The sequence below is a fragment of the Paenibacillus sp. FSL R7-0189 genome, from assembly GCF_037969925.1.
GTDB classification, from domain to species: Bacteria; Bacillota; Bacilli; order Paenibacillales; family Paenibacillaceae; genus Paenibacillus_AQ; species Paenibacillus_AQ odorifer.
Genome location: NZ_CP150223.1, coordinates 6,779,424 through 6,795,441, shown reverse-complemented (window position 1 = coordinate 6,795,441; position 16,018 = coordinate 6,779,424). Strand labels below are relative to the sequence as shown.

Here is a 16,018-nt window from a genome sequence, read left to right as displayed (position 1 = left end):
TGCCAGCAAACGGAAAGAATCCAATGAGCGGGAAAAAGCCTATGGGGCAGAGGGTCAAAGAATTTGTAATTGATTACAAGAGACAATGGGAAATTCAATCCATGGTCATCCCGGGAATTATTTTTATGATTATCTTTTGTTTTATTCCGATTTACGGATTGACGATTGCTTTTAAAAGCTACACCGTAATTGATACGCTAGATTCTGCACCTTGGGTAGGGCTCGATAATTTCAGAATTATTTTATCTGATAAATATTTTTGGGACGCTGTAGTCAATACATTAGGGATCAGCTTTCTGAAATTAGCCATAGGGTTTGTTATTCCTATTATTTTATCCGTTATGATTTACGAATTAAGTGGCGGACGCTTTAAAAAGATAGTGCAAACCATCTCTTATTTACCACACTTTTTGTCCTGGATCGTTCTCGGCGGGATGCTGATTGCCTGGTTTTCCTCATCCGGTATGTTTAATGAGATTATGCTCAGTTTGGGACTGATTTCGAAACCGGTAAATATTTTGCTTGATGCGAATAAATACTGGTGGATTGCAACGTTATCCGATATTTGGAAAGAGGCTGGTTGGGGAACGATTCTCTACTTAGCCATTATGTCGAAAATAGATCCTACTTATTATGAGGCTGCCAAAATAGATGGCGCAAGTCGTATGAGACAAATTTGGAATATTACGCTTCCTAATATGAAGCCGATTATCAGTTTAAATCTGATTCTCACTGTAAGCGGTTTATTAGGATCAAATCTGGATCAAACCCTGGTATTGATGAATTCTCAGAACCGCGTTAAGGCGGAGGTCATTAATTCTTATGTGTATCGTATGGGTATGACGCAAGGTGACTTCTCTTATGCTACTGCTGTTGGTTTAGGTGTCTCCATCGTTTCAGTCATCCTACTGATTAGCGCCAACAAAGTATCCAGTAAATTAAATGATAATCAATCAGTTCTGTAGAAGGAGGCATTTCTGTGAATCGTACGGTGGCTAAAGAAGATCTCGATAGTCGAATCTTTAATACCTTAAATATTATCCTGCTCTGTATTTGTACAATCATTATTGTCGTTCCTTTATGGAATGTAGTCATATCCTCTTTAAGCTCGGGTAAGGCGCTTGCGGAAGGCGGATTCATATTTTGGTCTCCAGAGTTCTCCTTGGAAAATTATCGTGCTGTATTTCAAGATGAGACCATTGGTTTAGCGTTCGTAGTATCGCTTGCCAAAACATTTATTGGTGTCATTACCCACGTATTCTTTTGTGCCATGATCGGTTATGGCTTGAGTAAGAAATACATACGTGGACGTAAGCTGTATGTTGCCATGGGTGTAATCACCATGTTTTTCTCAGGTGGAATGATCCCTACGTATTTATTGATTAAATCATTAGGCCTCTTAAACAGCTTCTGGGTTTATATTATCCCGGCCTTGTTCAGTTATTATGATGTAGTTATTCTAATGAACTTCTTCAGAAATGTACCGGATTCACTTGAAGAGTCAGCCAAAATTGATGGTGCAGGTGACTGGCGCATTTTCCTAAAAATCTTTATCCCTCTTTCCATGCCGGCTATGGCCACCATTGCGTTATTTAACGGGGTTGGGCAGTGGAACGACTTTATGACCACTAAGTTATATATTACCGATCAATCGCTCTACCCGCTGCAGATGAAGCTCTATGAAATCATTGTTCAGTCGCAAACACAATCCATGCAAAATGTTGGTGGATCTGCGATTATCGAAACTACGACTAAAGGGGTTCAACTAGCAACAATTGTCATTACAACTTTGCCGATTGTTGTGATGTATCCAATATTACAGAGGTACTTTATCTCAGGCATGATGATGGGGGCGGTGAAGGAATAGTAAGTAAATCTCCAAGTAGTGAATGCTTACAAAACTTTTTAGGGGGAAACAAAAGATGAACAAAGCATTTGGGAAAAAAGGACTCAAACTTTGTACGGCACTTATGGCTGTTGTATTAGTATTTACAGGTTGCGGATCGAAAGGTAATTCTGACAGCTCCAGTAAAGAGTTAAGCTCCATTGAAGGCCGTTATACTATAGATCCGGAAACACCGGCATGGAAGCTGGATACAAAAAAAGAGACAACAGATCTGACTTGGTACGTGAATGCAGACTGGTGGAATACTGATTTCGGAAAAGACCTTGTCACTAAGAAAATTAAAGAGGATTTAAACATCAACATTAAATTCATTACAGGCGATGACACTAAGCTAAATACGATTTTTGCCGGCGGTGAAATGCCAGACCTGTTGACTATTTTTGATTCCAACTCTCCAGTCGTACAAAAAGCTGCTACATGGGCATTGCCTTTAAATGATCTGGCAGATAAATATGATCCTTATTTCAATAAAGTTGCAGAAAAAGATACGATGAACTGGTTCCAGTTAGCTGATGGCAAGACCTATGGATACCCTAACTATTCCAATACGCAAAACGATTATGATAGCGGTAACATCCCTGCCAAAACAGCCTTTGTCATCCGCAAGGATGTTTACGAAGCCATTGGAAAACCAAGCTTTGGAACTCCTGAAGAATTTAAGAGTGTAATGCAACAAATCAAAAAGCAATTCCCGGATATGATTCCTTTTGGTTTTAACTCCATTGGTTCAGGTACTGGTTCTTTGGGTGATGCACTGCAGGACTTTATCGGTGTGCCGATGGAAACTGAAATTGGTGATTTCTACAACCGGAATCTGGATGAGGATTACCTGACTTGGTTGAAGACATTAAATGAAGTCTACAGAAATGGTGACATCAGTGATGACAGCTTTGCTGATGACGGTACTGCCTTTGAAGAAAAAGTGAAATCAGGTAAATACGCAACAATGCTTCTAGATGGAACACCGCAACAAAGTGGTAACCTGCAAATCTTCATGACAGAAAATCCAGGTAAGGAATATGTCGCTATTGATGGACCACAAAGTACTGTTGGACATGAGCCAACATTGAATCAATCTGGAATTACAGGTTGGATGATTAGCTATGTTACTAAAAAGGCTAAGGACCCTGCCAAAGCGATTCAAATTTACACTTATTTGCTCAGCGACGAAGGACAAAAGCTCATGAACTACGGTATTGAAGGAGAAACCTATAAAGTTAACGACAGCGGTAAAATTGAATTCTTGCCTGAAATCAAAGACCTGCAATTAAATAATGCCGATAAATTCAAAAAAGATTACCGGATGGGCGAATTTATGTTCTTTGGACATGACCGTGATAAAGCGCTGAGTAATGACGCATTCGCAGATTCCATTAAACAAATGCAAGAGTGGGGCAAAGGAAAGCTAAAACCACACTTTATTCTTGAAAACATTAACCCGGCTCAAGGAACGCCTGAAGCTCGCAGTCTTACTGCAATTGATACTACTTGGAACACTACGCTTGTAAGTATGATCCGCGCTAAAGACGATGCTACATTCGACAGCACCTTAGCTGCTTACAAAACATTTTTAAATGATAACAACTGGGATAAGATTGTAGAAGTTCGTTCTGAAAAAATGAAAAACAACAAAGAAAAATTAGGCCTTAAATAAGTTAGAAAATAGAATGTGGCCCCTTCACTGGGGCCTCTTCATAGAAAGATGGAGGGAAACAACATGCCAGAGCTTAAAATTTATCAATCCACCGGGGAGAATACATTGTTTGTAGAGCAAAGTCTGCAACAATTAACTCCAATTGCTGACGCAGAGGCGACCACTACTGTAACTATTGACGAGAATCAAACCTTTCAGGAAATGGATGGCTTTGGAGCATCTTTTACGGATTCATCCGCTTATTTGATTAATCAAGTCCTGGACAACGAACAGAAAAAGGAAGTCATGAGCAAGCTTTTTGACGCACAAGATGGAATTGGTTTGTCCGTATTAAGAAATCCAATGGGGGCATCGGATTATGCTAGAGATATTTATAGCTATGATGATAGACCTGCACAGGAAACGGATACGGAATTAACCCACTTCTCTATCGCACATGATGAAGCAGACATTATCCCTTTGTTGCAACAAGCTCTGGAAATTAACCCTGAGATCAAACTGATGGCTTCTCCATGGAGTGCACCAGGTTGGATGAAGACTAGCGGATCGATGATTGCTGGAGAACTTAAACAAGAATATTATCAGGCTTATGCCGATTATTTTGTTCGATATATTCAAGCTTTTGAAGGGCACGGATTGCCAACTTATGCTGTAACACCACAGAACGAGCCTTTATTTGAACCCAAACACTACCCTAGTATGTTAATGTTGCCTGAGGCGCAAAAAGATTTCATTAAAAACTACCTGAAGCCGAGCTTTGTTAAGCATAACATCGCTACAAAAATTCTCTGCTACGACCACAACTGGGATCGTCCAGATTATCCGTTAACCGTGCTCGATTATGCAAAAGATGAAGTGGATGGTGTAGCTTGGCACTGGTATGGTGGCAATGCGTCAGCGCAATCAGAGGTTCTGAAAGCTTTTGCTGATAAAGAAGTGCATTTTACAGAAGGTTCTGGTGGAGAATGGATTCCTCCGTTTGAACAAGCCTTCTCCAATGTAATGAGGACAGGGATTGATATTCTTAGAAATCATAGTAAATCCTTTGTGTTATGGAATATGGCCTTAGATGAAAAGAACGGCCCAACCGTACCGGGTTTTGGCAAAAGTACTTGTCGTGGTGTTGTGACAGTCAACCAAGAGACCAAGGAGCTTACGTATACGCTCGACTATTATGCGCTGGCCCATTTCAGTAAATTTATTCGTCCGAAGGCTGTGCGCATTGACGCCTCCACCAATCAAGAAGTGATTCGTTCCGTAGCTTTTAAGAATACAGATAACTCTATTGCAGTTGTTCTGTTCAACGATGGTGAAAAGGCTGAGAATGTGGCTTTGAACTTGCCGGGAGCGGATGAATTATCTTTCCGTTTGGCGTCAAAAAGTGCTTTATCCATTTTGATAAAATAATTGCTGGACGTAGCTCAGAAGCATTCGAATCTTGATTCGGGTGCTTTTTTCATGAAAATAATCGTATAAAAAATCAATGTTCGGTAAGCAAAGTTTTGAATTTACGGATTTTCAATAATAGTAAATAAAAATGGCAGTCCAGAGCTGATGTTCAGCATCTGGACTGCCATTTATTTTTTTGTGTAATTGGATTGCCAGTTCTAACGTTCTAAACGGTAACCACCGTGAAATACAGGACCCACATATTCATTAAACGCAAATCCATTACGAATGGCTGCGGAGACAAAATCTTTAGCTTTTGCAACAGCCTCATGAACCGTTAAGCCATTAGCTAGACCGCCTGTAATTGCTGCGGCAAAAGTACATCCAGCCCCGTGATTGTGAGCGGGTTCGATTTTGGCTGTTTGGAATACAGTGTACTCAGAACCGTCGTAGAAGATATCAATCGCTTGATCGCCGCCGAGTGCTTTGCCGCCTTTAACCACGACATTACGTGCACCGAGCTTATGAATCAGACGGGCAGCTTCTTTCATTTCCTCAAGGGTAGTAAGTTTGCCAAGACCTGAAAGAACACCTGCTTCAAACAAGTTTGGGGTGACCACAGTTGCTAGTGGTAGCAATAAGTCACGAATAGCCTCAGCGCTGTCAGGGTTCAAGACTTCATCTTCACCCTTGCACACCATAACTGGATCAATAACTACATTAGTCTGAAGATTTTCTTTGATCGCTTGCTCTGCAACGCGCACAATTTCAACACTTCCAAGCATACCTGTCTTCATGGCATTAACCGGGCCACCAGCGAAAATAGTTTTTAACTGCTCAGCAACAATGGAGGCATCAATTGGATAAACATTATGGTGCCAGCCGTTGTCCGGGTCCATAGTAACGATAGTGGTCAAGGCACTAAAGCCGTAGGTACCATACTCTTCAAATGTTTTTAGATCCGCTTGGATGCCTGCGCCACCACTGGAGTCGCTGCCTGCAATAGTTAGAGTTTTAATAATTTGAGTCATGGTTACGTCCCCTTTATATATGTCTGAATTCATAAACAACGCATTGCATTGATTATAACAAAAAATAGCACCTACGTCTTTCTAAAAGCAAGAGCAAGGTTGAAAATACCTTCCTCTAACAATTCCCACCCTTAGTCCAGCTTCTCTGCGTTTGGGTCAGCAATGAAGAGCGGTCCATGATTATCTGTAAAGAACTTCATGAGGGTCTCCACTACTTCCTGCTGTGGGGATGTTTGAGCTTTATGTATTCCGATACTGCGGAATAAATAACCCCATTCTCCCTTATCGTAATAGGCAGCACCCTCGTCCTGATAGCCATTCGCGTCTGCTTGAAGCGTATATCTGACCGTTCTGGCTTCAGCTCCTGCAGTACCTAAAATATGCTGTTCGCTAAACTTAAGCGGATTATTAATGGTAAATCCCAACGCGTCAGCCCATTCGGCTTTTTCCGGGAAATAGGCTCCGATTGCAGTGATAGCACAGCCTATACAAGTCCAAGCCGTATCTGAATAGTTCATGTTTTGTTCCGGATGGTTCGGATCCTGAAAGGTAACTCCATAAGAACCGTTAGCGCCGACAACCGCGGTAGCCTGCCATCCGGCAGGAGCGAGTAGAAGATAACCTCCACCGATATCAGGGCGGTAGACCAGCGTTGCTTCTACTTGGTTTTTCATGTCTTGAGATATAGCAAAGGTCATTTCAGGTATGGGGGGGATTTCTGTGTTTACATATTCGCTGCCACTATCAATATTTAGCTGCGCGAGCGTGGTATGCAGTGGAATGATGACCTGCCCATTATCGGGATCACTGCTAGGAAATTCGAGCATTTTTAGAGTGGAGCTGGGTTCGTTATCTGCTTCATTATTAGTTTGTGCGTTGGTGGACGGGGGTGGAGTGGTGGGCGTTCCCCAGTCGAGCCCTTTATATCCAATCAGCAGTACTAGTACAATTACGACGCACAATATTGAAGTTAAGATCCAGCCGTTTCTAACGCTTTTTCGTTTGGATTTCATATATGCTGTACCTCCTTTGATCTTACTTATATAGACCTAAGAATGGAGTGAAAAGTTTCTTACATAATCTTTATATTTCTGAAGTTCTTCATGATCGGGCGGGATAGAGCGGGAGTCCGTTTCTTAAACCCTGCATATCAATATAGAAAGAATTTCAAACAAAGCGTGTAGGAGGGCGAGTATGGTTACGATTAGTTTATGTATGATAGTACGAAATGAAGAAAAAAGCTTGCACCGATGTTTATCTACCATTGCAAGTCTCGTAGATGAAATTGTTATCGTGGATACAGGCTCGACGGATAAAACAAAAGAGATTGCGTTGTCCTTCGGAGCTGTAATTTATGATTTTGAATGGATTGATAATTTTAGTGCCGCACGTAATTTTGCCTTTAGCAAAGCTACTCAGGAGTACATTTTGTGGCTTGATGCGGATGATTATATAAAGGAAGAGGATCAGATTCTTTTAAAAAAACTAAAAGAAATCCTGCCGGGACATATTCACAGTGTGAACATGCAATATAATCTGGCTTTTGACGAAGCGGGAAATGTCACAGCTAGTTTACGCCGCAACAGGCTGGTTCGGCGCAGCTGCAACTTTCAATGGATCGGGCCTGTTCATGAGTATTTAGAGGTAGGTGGTCCTTCTTTTAGTAGTGATGTCTGCATCACACATGAGAAAGATAAGGAATACACAGATCGTAATTTGCGGATTTATCAAAAACGTGTTGCACAGGGTGAAGTATTTTCGCCGAGAGACCAGTATTATTATGCGAATGAATTAAGAGATCATGCTATTAATGAAGAGGCTTGCAAATACTATGAGATTTTCTTAGCGGGTGGACAGGGCTGGATTGAAGATAATTTTCAGGCTTGCCTAAAGCTTGCCGAATGCCGGGAACGGCTGGGGGATAAAGAAGGTGCATTTGAAGCGTTATGTAAAACCTTGCAGTATGATAAACCACGTTCAGAGTTTTGTTGCCGACTGGGGGCACTTCTGCTGGAAAAAGGCCAGTTGCAACCAGCCGCATACTGGTATGAGCTAGCGATTCAACTACCGCGGGATTACGATTCGATGGGGATGAAGAATGGGATCTTTTATACCTGGCTGCCGCATCTTCAATTGGCACTCTGTTATGATCGTCTCGGCCAACACGAGAAGGCGAATCATCACAATGAAACGGCGTTGAGTTTTTATCCATCCCATCCTAGTATGTTATATAATCGCACCTATTTCAAAAATCTGCTTGGCGATAAGTATGTAACGCTTCAGGCTTAATTTAGTAAAAGAGATGCCCCAGCCGTTCTGATTATGACTGCTGGGGCATTTATGTGTTTTTTGGAGCTTGCAAGATTACTGGCGGTGGGGAACCTTCCCGTGATCCCCGGCAAGCTTCGCAGATTCGATTAGATTTCCGCGTACGAAGTAGCTATCGGACTCAGCTGACCTTAAACGCTGCTTTATGCCACATTTGGAATTCTAACGGACCGCATAGTCGCTATTGACCTGAAACACACTCGATTTGGAGCAATATCACAGTAATAGTTGCACTGGAGTCCGAAACTGTGCTCAAAAGGCGATAAATGAGCAAATAGCGTCATCTGGGTCCGGAAGCAGGGGGACATGGTGGATGGTTACTGGATGTAAGAGTAAAGTCAGGGGTGTAAGATTCCCGGCAGAGTAGGCGTAAAGGTGTGGCGGATGATTACTGTGTGTAAGAGTAAGCTCGTAGGTGGATCATTATCAGCAGCGTAGGAGTAAAGGTAGACAGTAATTAATATTCAGAAGATATCCCAAAGAGGGTAACCCAGCATCCATGAACTAGATGCTTGGTTACCCTCTTTTAGTAAGCTGGATTGTATTGTTGTTCCTTCTTATAATCGTTTGGAGGGAGACCTACTTCTTGTTTGAAAAGCTTGGAGAAATAGGAGTAGTTGCTATAGCCGACTTTGTTCGCGACGGTATATACAGACATATTTGTGGTTTCTAATAGATGTTTCGCAGCCGCGATTCGGACGTGGATGACGTAGCTTCCTAATGAAACCCCAGTTTCTCGTTTGAATATCCTTGCCAGGTAATCAGGATTGAGATAAACAATTTCAGCCAAATCATTTCGGGTCAGGTCATCGCCGTAATGTGAATGAATGTATTGTTTGATTTCTTCTGCGACTGACTTAGGCTGGGCAGCAAAGTCACGATATTTCATGGCTGTAGTGACAAGGTATTTAAGATATTCTTCCATATCCTCGATTGAATCCAAAGAGTGCATAGATAATTTATCATTAGTTTTGCCAGAGTATAATTTGTGCGATCGTATCCCTTTCAGGTTGAGAAATGAATAGACTAGCTGAACTACATCTAAACGGAACAAGCTAAGGACAGAGGTCTCAAGTGTTCTATTGTTAAGCATGACCTTTAAATATTGTGTAACTTCTACAAGAAAAGCAGTGAATTTATTCTGGTTCAGCAGCTCTTCCAAATAGGCAAGATCCGGTGGTGCATAGCCCGGTTTATTTTGCTGCAGATAAGCCTCCACCAAAAAGGTCTGATTTCTGCATCTCGTAATTTCCTCATCCATAGTCAGGGATTGTTTTAGAACATTCCCTACATTACTCAGTTTATCGTATAAGCCAATATTGCAGCAGACATCACATTTTAAATAAGGATTCGCCTTTTGAATAAAAGAAGAACATAATGCTTCAAGCAGTTGCGTGTCTGGTGCCTGGTTCCATTTTAAAATGGCGATCCAGTTATAATCTCTATATTCCAGAATGCTTTCGATGGTAAAACAAGGGTGCTGAAACAATTCGTACATTACATTTAGCAGGGCAAAATCAAACAGATCCTTTTCTTCTTTTCCCATGCTGCCATTGTAAGGGAATAAGTTAAATATCAAAGGCTGTAGAGTATCGCTCATTTGATAGGAGAGGTTTTGTTCTTCAATGGCATGTGTGATGTCTGCCAACTTAATCGGAAATGATGTACTGCCACTAACTAGCTTCCGCCAAAAATGTTCAAGAATCTTCGCCTGATTTTTTTGCCAAAAGTAACCGCCCTGAATGGCTTTTTCGTTTTTTTGCTGCTCTTTTGCTTGGGTGACCGCCTTTTGGATGATCAACATCAGCTTGTCAAATTCAATGGGCTTGAGGAAATATTCAAAGCTCTGCAATTCGATTGCTTTCTGCGCATAGTTGAAATCTGCATAATTGGTAAGAAGAATTGTCTGAATACTATAATTTCCCTCGCGAATCCATGCTAGTAATTCCAGTCCGCTGCCCTGCGGCATTTCAATATCTGAAATCAGAATTTGAACAGAATGCTTTTCTATTATTTCACGTGCTTGAGCGACATTATTAGCCGTATAAACAGTATCAATGTGGAGTGATTCCCAATCTATTTTCTTTTGCAATGCGGCAATAACATAAAAGTCATCATCAACAAGCAGTACATTCATAGTTTGCTCTCCATTCATTTAGATTTATTAGGAAGCTTCGGAAGATATAAGATTACACTAGCGCCGCCGCCCTCCAAATTGGAGAAGGTGACGGTTGCTCTTTTTAAATATAGGTACTCTAGTCTTTTAAGCGTATTCATAATGCCGATTTGCGTACCTTTACTTTGATCCAAGGGCTCTCCAAGATTAAGTTTCTCTAACACCTGAGGTGGAAAACCGGGACCGGTGTCGGTGAGCTGGATAACGAGCATTTCTTCTTCCTGTTCCATCTGTAATCGTTGTACTGTAAGTCTGATCTCGGCTTCATGTTCGCGTGAAATCGCATATTTAATTGAATTTTCGATAAAGGTTTGCAGCACTAACGGTGGAATTTCCACACTGCCTGCCTGATCCTCTTGTTCGATGTAATAAATAAATGCGTCCTGATAACGTTGCTTTTGAATCTCCAAGTAGGTTCGGACATGCTCGATTTCATCCTCCAACCGGACAAAATTCTCGCCATTCTGAAAAATGTAACGGAAATATTTAGAGGTAGACAACGTCATATTTTCAATTTCTTTATACATATGAATTTGCGCCATGCTATAGATGCTAGTCAGACAGTTTAAGAAAAAGTGTGGTTTAATCTGTAGCTTCATATAGTCCAGCTGTATTCTTTGTTTCTCCAGTTCCTGCTCGTACATAGCGATTTTAAAGGTTTTGATTTGTTCAACCAAGCCTTTAAACTGAGTGTTTGCTTGTTCCAGCTCTATAATCTCACTGCTTTTGAAATCTGCGGGTTGCCCAGACTCATTAATGAAAGCAAGGTTATCGGAGAAGCTTTGAATCGGACCTAACACTCTTTTTTTGAAAAAGAGCAGAACAATGCATAACGTGGAGGTCACAATGAAGAACAATAACATAATAAGCAGCTGGGCAATCATGATTTTTTCGAATATGCCATATTTAATGACCATTTTGGTGCTGAAGGTGGTGTCTGAGAATGCGCTGTTGATGGTTGTACGCGATTGCAAAAGATTAGCGAATCCTTCATTTTCCGTTATTAACGTTCCGCTATTGGAGATCGGACTGGTTAAAGGCTGTTCATTCTCATCTACTAGAGAAACATAACCATTGGCGCCAAGATTAATTTGGCGTAGCGGCCGGATCAGATTATCTGCGGAGATCAGTCCAATTAAATAACGATTGTAATAGGGCACGATATTAATTACATAATAATGGTTGTTCACAAGAATAGGCGTCCATTTGGAATAAAACTTCTCATACATCTCCTTATCATCAATATAAGAAATAATCTTCTTTTTCAGCTCCCTGTAATCCGTATAGGTTACGCTGATCGGTGCACAATTCAAAAAATAGGTCTCATTTTTCAAATAGTAGAAGAAGTTATACTCATGCCCGTAGTTTTTTTGCAGCTCGGTAAAGCGTTTGAACAGATTATCATTTGCTTTTAAGAACTCGATACTGTTGACCCCGTAAGTATTCATCGTTAGTAAGCTCTCATCGTTCCCAAGCGTCCAGCCCATATAGTGATTAATGTAGGCAAAATCATGATTAATACGATTGATGTAAAGCGCCGCAGTATCCTGCAAATTTCGAGTGGACTGCTGCTTAACGATGGAAATGGAAGCGATGCTGATTCCTAAATCCAGAATAAGGACTGTGAATGAAACCAACATCATGACTTTTATATAATGGCGAATGGGGTAGGTTTTGTGTTTCGCTGTTTTTTTGATCATAAAGTCATTATAAAACCTCTGCGTGAAAAAAACATAAGAACTCGCTATCGATTTCCCTCAAAGTCCGGATAGCACATACAGAAGTCGGGATACTGTTATTTAATCTCCCCAAGTAGAGCATTTAGCTTTTGTATTTTTTGTAAGCGAATTCAAAGGTCTGGATAACCGTCTTAATGTGTCCGGAATACGAAAAAATAAGAAGTTATTATAAAGCTATTCAGATGCATTTTGATAAATTGAAATGGGGGATTAAGAGATGAGTCAACACAGTAAGAAAAAAACTGCAAAGAAATGGACTGTGGGTCTGCTGGCGGCTGCGATGGTATTTGGAATTGCTGGCTGCGGCGGTAACAACGGGAATAATGCAGCGACAAATGAAACGAGCAGCTATAACAAAGAAGGTCTGCCGATTGTGAATGAGCCTGTGACACTTAAAGTGCTGACTGTCCGTTGGGGGAGTATGGGGGACACCTTTACGCAAAACCAATGGCTGAAGGATCTGGAGAAAAATACGAATGTCAAAATCGATTGGCAAGTAATGTCCTCCAATGACTGGGGTGAGCAGAAGTCGATTATGCTGGCAAGTGGCACGCTTCCGGATATCGTTTTGGGAGATCAAACCTTTGGGGATGCCGATATCGTAAATAATCTGAGCTTTTTCCGGCCGCTTGATGATTATATCGAGCAAAATATGCCTAATCTCAAAGCAGCTATGGAAGAAACCCCAGAAATGAAAAAAATCAGCACATTTCCTGACGGAAAAATCTACTCCCTGCCAACAAGACTTCCTGCACGTCCAAAAAGCTCACGTCAGCCTGTGATTAACAAGACCTGGCTGGACAAATTGGGCTTGAAGGTGCCTGAAACGATTGATGAGCTTTATAACGTGCTCAAAGCTTTTAAAGAACAAGATCCGAATGGGAATGGAAAACAAGATGAGATTCCTTTTATTGAAATTGGTAATGACTTGATTAGTCCTTTCGGAATTGCCGATTTAAATAACAATAATATGATCATCAAGGACGGAAAAGCGATATATTTCCCTATTTCGGAGGAGTTCAAAGAAGGTCTCAAATGGGAAAATAAATTGTATGCGGAAGGCTTGCTAGATAAAGAGGTATTCACTCAGGACGATACGATGAGATCGGCTAAGTTCCAGAATCCGGATGCTCCAATCGTAGGCTTTACGTACCAATGGACTCCAGACGCCGTGTTTGGGAAATGGAGCGATCAATATGTGACGATTCCACCGATTGCCGGACCAGATGGTAAACGTTATACGATCGGGAATCCGATTGGGATGAATCTTAACCGTAATGAGCTGCTGATCACCACGTCCTGCAAATATCCTGAGGTTGCCGCACGTTGGGCAGATCAGTTCTATACTGACGAAGCGAGCATTCAGAATTTCTGGGGTGCGATTGGAACGGTTATTAAGAAAAACGATGATAGCACTTATACATTGATGGATCCACCAGCTGGAACCAGCGCAGATGCTTGGTATTGGGATCAATCGCTACGTGATTTTGGACCGAAATATGTGAGCCCATCCTTTGAATCGAAAATTGTCCTGAACCCTGAAAGTGGAGATGGACTGAAGCTGCAGCTGGATAAGCTGGGCAGTGAATATGTAACCACACCTTTCCCTAACGTAATGTACACTTCTGAGGAGTTCGAGGAGCTGCCAACCTTGACTACGGATATCGACAGCTATGTGAATACTATGCGGGCGCAATTTATTAGCAAAGGCGGAATTGACGAGGGCTGGGATGCTTATGTGAGCAAGCTTAATAAAATGGGACTTGAAAAGTTAGTTAAGATTCGCACGGATGCTTACAGCCGTTATATGAACGTGAAATAACCTATTCGTCTTTCGAAAAAGGTGCTGCCCTGCAGGATAGCTGTGGGGTAGCATTCTCTATTTTAAATAAGGAGGGGATGTCATGAAATCTAGTCCACTTCATTTCGGGCGGAAATTCGGACAAATCAAACAAAATTGGGGTCTCTATCTATTGCTTTTTCCTGCTGTAGTTCTGACGTTATTATTCGCGTACAAGCCAATGTACGGGGTGCTGATTGCTTTCAAGGATTATAGCCCGGCGTTGGGAATTGGAGGCAGCCCTTGGGCAGGATTCAAATACTTCGAGAAATTCTTTCATTCCTATCAATTTTCATCAACGATTAAAAATACACTGATCATCAGTGTGTACAGTCTGATTACCTTTCCGATTCCAATTATACTGGCGCTGATGGTTAACCAGATGAGACCAAACCGGTTCAGACGTTTTTTCCAGACGGTGTCCTATATGCCGCACTTTATCTCCACGGTAGTAATGGTGGGTTTAATGATGATTTTGTTCTCACCTAGCACCGGACTGCTGGGCAATATATATAGTCTTTTTGGAAAAGAGGCTCCTGATCTGATTGGCTCCGCTGGATTATTCAGCAGTGTATATGTTTGGTCGGATGTGTGGCAGCATGTCGGCTGGGACAGCATTATCTTTATCGCTGCGCTCTCCGCAGTTGATCCTAGCTTGTACGAGGCGGCAACCGTAGACGGAGCAAGCCGGATGCATAAAATTCGTTATATCGATATTCCGATGCTGATGCCAACAGCGATAACCTTGCTTATTTTGCGGGTCGGTGGATTGCTTGGGGTTGGTTTTGAAAAAGTGTACTTAATGCAAAATGACTTGAACATCACTTCAAGCGAAATTCTTTCTACTTATGTCTACAAAATTGGCTTGCTCAGCAGTCAATATAGCTTTTCCTCGGCGATCAACCTATTCAACACCGTTATTAATTTTATTTTATTGATCATGGTCAATCAGATTTCTAAAAAACTAAGCGAAAATAGCTTGTGGTAGAAGGGAGGAGAATTGAAATGGGAGGTTTAGAGACAGTTACTAAAGGGAATGTGGGGAAAATAAAGAAGAATCGTTCTTCGGATACTATAATGGAAATAGTGATGTATGTTATATCAGCAATTTTTCTAGTTATCTTAATCTATCCGCTATATTTTATCGTCATTGCTTCGTTCAGTGATCCTTCCGCGGTGGCGGGGGGGCAGGTTTGGTTATTTCCTAAAGGGTTCACCTTCGATGGTTACAAAGAGCTGCTGCGTCATGAAAATATTTGGATCGGTTACTGGAATACCATCATGTATACGGTGGTAGGGACGGCAATCGGTTTAATTGTAAATATTTCTGCGGCCTATGCGTTGTCCAGAAAGGATCTTGTGGGACGGAAATATCTTTCCCTGTTTTTCATCTTTACGATGTTTTTTAATGGGGGGTTAATTCCGACTTTTCTAACGATCCGTGATTTCCATCTGTACGACACATTTCTGGTGATGGTACTGCCTTTCTCCGTTGGGGTGTTTAACATTATCGTTGCCCGCACCTTTTTTCAGTCGAGTATTCCGGGAGATTTATGGGAAGCTGCACAGATCGATGGTTGTGGAAATCTTCGATATTTTGTACAGATCGTTTTGCCACTATCGAAGGCGATTATTGCCGTGCTGGGTCTATGGATCGCCGTTGGTTACTGGAATTCATATTTTAATGCCTTGATCTATTTGAAAAATCCTAATATGTATCCCTTGCAGCTGATTCTGCGAAATATTCTGATCACCAATCAGATGCAATCGGGGATGGGAACCGGGGAAGCTGCGCAAATCGCACTACGACTCGCCAATATGATGCGGTATTCTGTTATTATCGTGGCAACGGTTCCGATTATGTGTGTGTACCCCTTTGTACAAAAATACTTTAACCAAGGGGTAATGATCGGCGCAGTGAAGGAATAGTACATTCGGCTATTCTACTAACATTC

The 16,018-nt window shown here is 41.5% G+C and carries 12 protein-coding genes; 8 read left to right on the top strand and 4 right to left on the bottom strand.

Annotated elements, in window-relative coordinates; genetic code table 11:
- Window positions 1–23: 23 nt before the first annotated feature.
- The 4 genes from MKY63_RS30080 (at window position 24) to MKY63_RS30065 (ending at window position 4,967) form a co-directional block, all read left to right on the top strand.
- Window positions 24–965, top strand: a complete 942-nt coding sequence (locus tag MKY63_RS30080) for an ABC transporter permease subunit (protein WP_036689816.1) — start codon at window positions 24–26, stop codon at window positions 963–965.
- Between the two features lie 14 nt (window positions 966–979).
- Window positions 980–1,867: a carbohydrate ABC transporter permease gene (locus MKY63_RS30075; RefSeq protein WP_036689738.1), complete on the top strand. Its 888-nt coding sequence runs from the start codon at window positions 980–982 to the stop codon at window positions 1,865–1,867.
- A 55-nt stretch (window positions 1,868–1,922) separates the two neighbouring features.
- A complete protein-coding gene (locus tag MKY63_RS30070; RefSeq protein ID WP_036689740.1) occupies window positions 1,923–3,560 on the top strand; it encodes a sugar ABC transporter substrate-binding protein in 1,638 nt (545 codons plus the stop codon).
- A 63-nt stretch (window positions 3,561–3,623) separates the two neighbouring features.
- Window positions 3,624–4,967, top strand: coding sequence for a glycoside hydrolase family 30 beta sandwich domain-containing protein (locus tag MKY63_RS30065; protein WP_339810888.1), 1,344 nt, complete (start codon window positions 3,624–3,626; stop codon window positions 4,965–4,967).
- 200 nt (window positions 4,968–5,167) lie between these two features.
- Here the strand turns inward: MKY63_RS30065 and thiD are convergent, their stop codons facing one another.
- Both thiD and MKY63_RS30055 read right to left on the bottom strand, forming a co-directional pair.
- On the bottom strand, window positions 5,168–5,980 hold the full coding sequence (gene thiD / locus MKY63_RS30060) for a bifunctional hydroxymethylpyrimidine kinase/phosphomethylpyrimidine kinase (protein ID WP_036689743.1): 813 nt from the start codon (window positions 5,978–5,980) through the stop codon (window positions 5,168–5,170).
- A gap of 131 nt (window positions 5,981–6,111) precedes the next feature.
- Window positions 6,112–6,993: a DUF4850 domain-containing protein gene (locus tag MKY63_RS30055; protein ID WP_036689745.1), complete on the bottom strand. Its 882-nt coding sequence runs from the start codon at window positions 6,991–6,993 to the stop codon at window positions 6,112–6,114.
- Between the two features lie 181 nt (window positions 6,994–7,174).
- Here MKY63_RS30055 and MKY63_RS30050 point away from each other — a divergent pair, with 181 nt between their 5' ends.
- Entirely contained in the window at window positions 7,175–8,269 is a 1,095-nt protein-coding gene (locus MKY63_RS30050) for a glycosyltransferase family 2 protein (protein WP_036689746.1), read from the top strand.
- Between the two features lie 565 nt (window positions 8,270–8,834).
- Here MKY63_RS30050 and MKY63_RS30045 read toward each other — a convergent pair.
- On the bottom strand, window positions 8,835–10,445 hold the full coding sequence (locus MKY63_RS30045) for a helix-turn-helix domain-containing protein (protein WP_339810884.1): 1,611 nt from the start codon (window positions 10,443–10,445) through the stop codon (window positions 8,835–8,837).
- A gap of 14 nt (window positions 10,446–10,459) precedes the next feature.
- Complete coding sequence (locus MKY63_RS30040; RefSeq protein ID WP_076130368.1) at window positions 10,460–12,184, bottom strand: sensor histidine kinase; 1,725 nt, start codon at window positions 12,182–12,184, stop codon at window positions 10,460–10,462.
- Between the two features lie 256 nt (window positions 12,185–12,440).
- Here MKY63_RS30040 and MKY63_RS30035 point away from each other — a divergent pair, with 256 nt between their 5' ends.
- From MKY63_RS30035 to MKY63_RS30025, 3 genes are all read left to right on the top strand, one after another.
- Complete coding sequence (locus MKY63_RS30035) at window positions 12,441–14,045, top strand: extracellular solute-binding protein (protein WP_076130367.1); 1,605 nt, start codon at window positions 12,441–12,443, stop codon at window positions 14,043–14,045.
- An 82-nt stretch (window positions 14,046–14,127) separates the two neighbouring features.
- Window positions 14,128–15,051 (top strand): ABC transporter permease subunit, encoded by a 924-nt coding sequence (locus tag MKY63_RS30030; protein ID WP_076130366.1) that lies wholly within the window; start codon window positions 14,128–14,130, stop codon window positions 15,049–15,051.
- A gap of 17 nt (window positions 15,052–15,068) precedes the next feature.
- Entirely contained in the window at window positions 15,069–15,992 is a 924-nt protein-coding gene (locus tag MKY63_RS30025; RefSeq protein ID WP_076130365.1) for a carbohydrate ABC transporter permease, read from the top strand.
- Window positions 15,993–16,018: the final 26 nt, after the last annotated feature.

Bases quoted from the DNA above. Each gene is read 5' to 3' on its own strand.
- MKY63_RS30040 (WP_076130368.1), bottom strand. From the start codon at position 12,184: ATGATCAAAAAAACAGCGAAACACAAAACCTACCCCATTCGCCATTAT.
- MKY63_RS30025 (WP_076130365.1), top strand. From the start codon at position 15,069: ATGGGAGGTTTAGAGACAGTTACTAAAGGGAATGTGGGGAAAATAAAG.
- MKY63_RS30035 (WP_076130367.1), top strand. From the start codon at position 12,441: ATGAGTCAACACAGTAAGAAAAAAACTGCAAAGAAATGGACTGTGGGT.
- MKY63_RS30055 (WP_036689745.1), bottom strand. From the start codon at position 6,993: ATGAAATCCAAACGAAAAAGCGTTAGAAACGGCTGGATCTTAACTTCA.
- MKY63_RS30080 (WP_036689816.1), top strand. From the start codon at position 24: ATGAGCGGGAAAAAGCCTATGGGGCAGAGGGTCAAAGAATTTGTAATT.
- MKY63_RS30030 (WP_076130366.1), top strand. From the start codon at position 14,128: ATGAAATCTAGTCCACTTCATTTCGGGCGGAAATTCGGACAAATCAAA.
- MKY63_RS30065 (WP_339810888.1), top strand. From the start codon at position 3,624: ATGCCAGAGCTTAAAATTTATCAATCCACCGGGGAGAATACATTGTTT.
- MKY63_RS30045 (WP_339810884.1), bottom strand. From the start codon at position 10,445: ATGAATGTACTGCTTGTTGATGATGACTTTTATGTTATTGCCGCATTG.
- MKY63_RS30050 (WP_036689746.1), top strand. From the start codon at position 7,175: ATGGTTACGATTAGTTTATGTATGATAGTACGAAATGAAGAAAAAAGC.
- MKY63_RS30070 (WP_036689740.1), top strand. From the start codon at position 1,923: ATGAACAAAGCATTTGGGAAAAAAGGACTCAAACTTTGTACGGCACTT.
- thiD (WP_036689743.1), bottom strand. From the start codon at position 5,980: ATGACTCAAATTATTAAAACTCTAACTATTGCAGGCAGCGACTCCAGT.